The organism is Psychromonas sp. 14N.309.X.WAT.B.A12 (assembly GCF_030397575.1).
GTDB lineage: Bacteria > Pseudomonadota > Gammaproteobacteria > Enterobacterales > Psychromonadaceae > Psychromonas.
In genome coordinates, this window is the sequence record NZ_JAPNXS010000042.1 from 1 (window position 1) to 498 (window position 498).

Here is a 498-nt window from a genome sequence, read left to right on the forward strand (position 1 = left end):
TTAAGTCTAAAGTGATGGTGCCGGTTGCAGCGTCACTGCTGTTATTCGCCGTATCCGTTGCCACCACACTCACCGCAATTTCACCTTCGGTTAATGCGACTAATTCATTATCCGCTAACGTCCACGTGCCATTACCATTGTTAGTTGCATCGTATTCAATGCCATTCACGGTCACAACAACCGTTGCATCATTATCATTTACTGTGCCACTTAACGCAGGCGTTGTATCGTTTGTAGTGATTGACGTCACCGCGACTGTTGGCGCCGTTAAGTCTAAAGTGATGGTGCCGGTTGCAGCGTCACTGCTGTTGTTCGCCGTATCTGTTGCCACCACACTCACCGCAATTTCACCTTCGGTTAATGCCGCTAATTCATTATCCGCTAACGTCCACGTGCCGTTGCCATTATTAGTAGCATCGTATTCAATATCATTGACCGTCACTACAACCGTTGCATCATTATCATTTACTGTGCCGGTTAACGCAGGCGTTGTATCGT

1 protein-coding gene is annotated in these 498 nt (G+C 47.4%); it reads right to left on the reverse strand.

Annotation, left to right across the window (positions count from 1 at the left end):
• A partial coding sequence (locus tag OW492_RS16985) for an Ig-like domain-containing protein (RefSeq protein ID WP_290041724.1) occupies positions 1–498 on the reverse strand: 498 nt, incomplete at both ends.